The sequence below is a fragment of the Elstera litoralis genome, from assembly GCF_000963705.1.
Taxonomy (GTDB): Bacteria; Pseudomonadota; Alphaproteobacteria; order Elsterales; family Elsteraceae; genus Elstera; species Elstera litoralis.
In genome coordinates, this window is record NZ_LAJY01000261.1 from 1 (window position 1) to 2464 (window position 2464).

Here is a 2464-nt window from a genome sequence, read left to right on the forward strand (position 1 = left end):
GGGGGCGGGCACGCGCGCTTCCCCCTCTCGACGGGGCCGGGTTTGATTTGAAGTGGGAACGCCATGAGCCGCCTTGCCCCCGTCAGTCTTGCCTTGGGCGCGAGCTTCTATCGGTCTTGCCGCTGTTTGCCCTGCCGAACCCGGTAGTGATGCTCGGCCTCGCGGTGGCGATTCCGGCGGCGGTGATGGCGACGCGCGTGCCGTTTTTGCTGTGCCTCGGCTTTGTCATTTTCTCCTTCTTCCGTATTCACGAAGCTTTTCCCGTGCTCATGCCACTGCGCATTCCGCAACTGCTGGCGATTCCGACGCTGGGGGTGCTGGTTTGGCATTTCTTCGGCACACGGCGGCTAAAACCCTATTGGTCGCGGGAACTGAGCTGGTTTGCGGCCTTCTTCGGGTTGGTGACGGTGGGCGTCATCTTCGCCAGCAATAAGCCGCTCGCCCTTGCCTATTGGACCGCGACTTACGTGAAAATCGGCATTATGACCCTGGCGATTGCGTGGCTGACGACCGAGCCGGGGCATTTTGCCCGCGCCTCCCGCGCCTTGGTTCTGGCCGGGCTCGCGGTTTCCTATGTCACGCTCTCCAACAAGGCCAATGGCATCGGCCTCGTTGAAGGCACGCGGGTAACGATTGGGCGCGATATGCAATCCGTCCTTGGGGACCCGAATGATTTATCGTTGGTACTGTTGTTCCCGATGGCTTTTGCGGTGTCGTTGGCAACAACCAAGGGATTGGGCAAGCTCTCCAATCTCTTCGGCGCGGTGGCCGTCGTTGCGGTTCTGATGGCGATTTTGGCCACTCAGTCGCGCGGTGGTTTGCTGGGGATCATGACCGTTTTCGGTATTTTCGGTCTGCGGTTGGTCAAATCCAAGCTGCTGCTCGGGGCGGTCGGCGGTGTGGCGATGTTGGTCTTATTTGCCGCCGCCGGTATTTCGGGCCGCTCCTCCGGGGGGGCGGCGGAAGACGGTATTGACGAGTCGGCGATGGGGCGGATTTACGCCTGGGGGGCCGCTACCCAAATGGCCATCACCCGTCCGCTGACTGGCGTTGGGCTCGATAATTTTCTGAGTAATTATTATTTCTACAGCAGCCATTGGGACGGGAAGAACCATGCGGTGCATAGCACTTGGTTCGGCGTTTTGGGCGAAACCGGCTTTCCCGGTCTGGCGGTCTTTATCGGCATGATCGTCGTTAGCCTGCGCTCGGCCCTCAAAGCCTCGCGGATTCTGGATCGAACGCCCGGCGTCTCGCCGAACGCCCGCGCGATGGGGCGGGCGTTGGTGGCGGGATTGGCGGCCTGCTGCGTCGCGGGAACCTTCCTCACTCAAGGTTTCACCTGGCCCTTCTATATCCAAATCGCGCTGACGGCGGCGATTGCGCGTTACGCAAATCAGGTGATGCAAAACGCAACTGAAAGCGCGACGGCGGCGGCCCCGACCTCGGAAAATCCTGCCGTTTCAACCCGCTAAAACTGGCCCCAAGCCTGCACAGGGAGACTATCCCTGATTGGAGGATTCTGATGTCGATCGAGATGCTCACCCCCGAGGCCAAGGCCCGACCGTCGTTGCGCGAGTTGCGCCGCTGGGCCAGGACGGCCGATCACCCGTTAGCGCGCGGGGTGCGCGCGCTTTGGTATGCGAGCCGATCCGCCCAAATGCCCGTTATTCCCGGCGTGCATCGCGCGCTCTGGAGCCTATGGCTCGGCGGTCGAAACCTCGGCGCAAGTCTTACCCGCGCGCTCTGGTGGACGCCCCTGCTGCGCGCCCGGTTGGAGCGGGGCAGCGGGCGCGGACTGTATCTTTACGGCGGGCTTCCGCTGCTCTTGGGGCCGGTGCGGGTGCAGATGGGCGACGCCTGCCGCATGTCGGGCCAAGTGACGATTACGGGCCGGGTTCATGGCGCTGCGGGCAGCCCCGCACCGATGCTGACCATCGGTCGCAATGTCGATCTTGGTTGGCAAACCACGATTGCCGTCGGGCGGCGGGTTGAGATTGGCGACGATGTGCGCCTCGCCGGGCGAAATTTTCTGGCGGGCTATCCCGGCCATCCGCTGAACCCAACGGATCGCGCCCAGGGCCTGCCCGATACCGAGGATCAGGTGGGGGACATCGTGCTGGAGCCGGGCGTGTGGCTCGCGACCGGGGTGACGGTCTGCGCGGGCGTGCGTATCGGGCGTGGAACGGTCGTGGCGGCGGGGAGCGTTGTGACGCGCGATTTGCCCTCGAATGTGCTGGCGGGCGGGGTTCCCGCAAAAGTGATCCGGGCTTTACCGGGAACGGAGACCGGAGGGTTCGATCATGACGCTTGACCTTGTGATGTTTGGGGAGGATTGGGGCGGCTGGCCGTCGAGCACCCAACATCTCGCCCGCGCGCTTCTGAAGGGGGGCGACCGGATTTTGTGGGTGAACTCGCTCGGGCTGCGGCGTCCGCGCTGGTCCGATGCGGCGCGGGTGATGACAAA

General features: G+C 63.6%; 2 protein-coding genes. Both read left to right on the forward strand.

Annotated elements, in window-relative coordinates; genetic code table 11:
• On the forward strand, window positions 1–1472 hold a 1472-nt coding region (locus VZ95_RS10845; protein WP_198148226.1), incomplete at its 5' end, for an O-antigen ligase family protein.
• A gap of 50 nt (window positions 1473–1522) precedes the next feature.
• Window positions 1523–2311 carry an acyltransferase gene (locus tag VZ95_RS28210; RefSeq protein ID WP_198148227.1) on the forward strand — a complete coding sequence of 263 codons (789 nt, stop codon included), beginning with the start codon at window positions 1523–1525 and terminating at the stop codon, window positions 2309–2311.
• Window positions 2312–2464 lie beyond the last annotated feature (153 nt).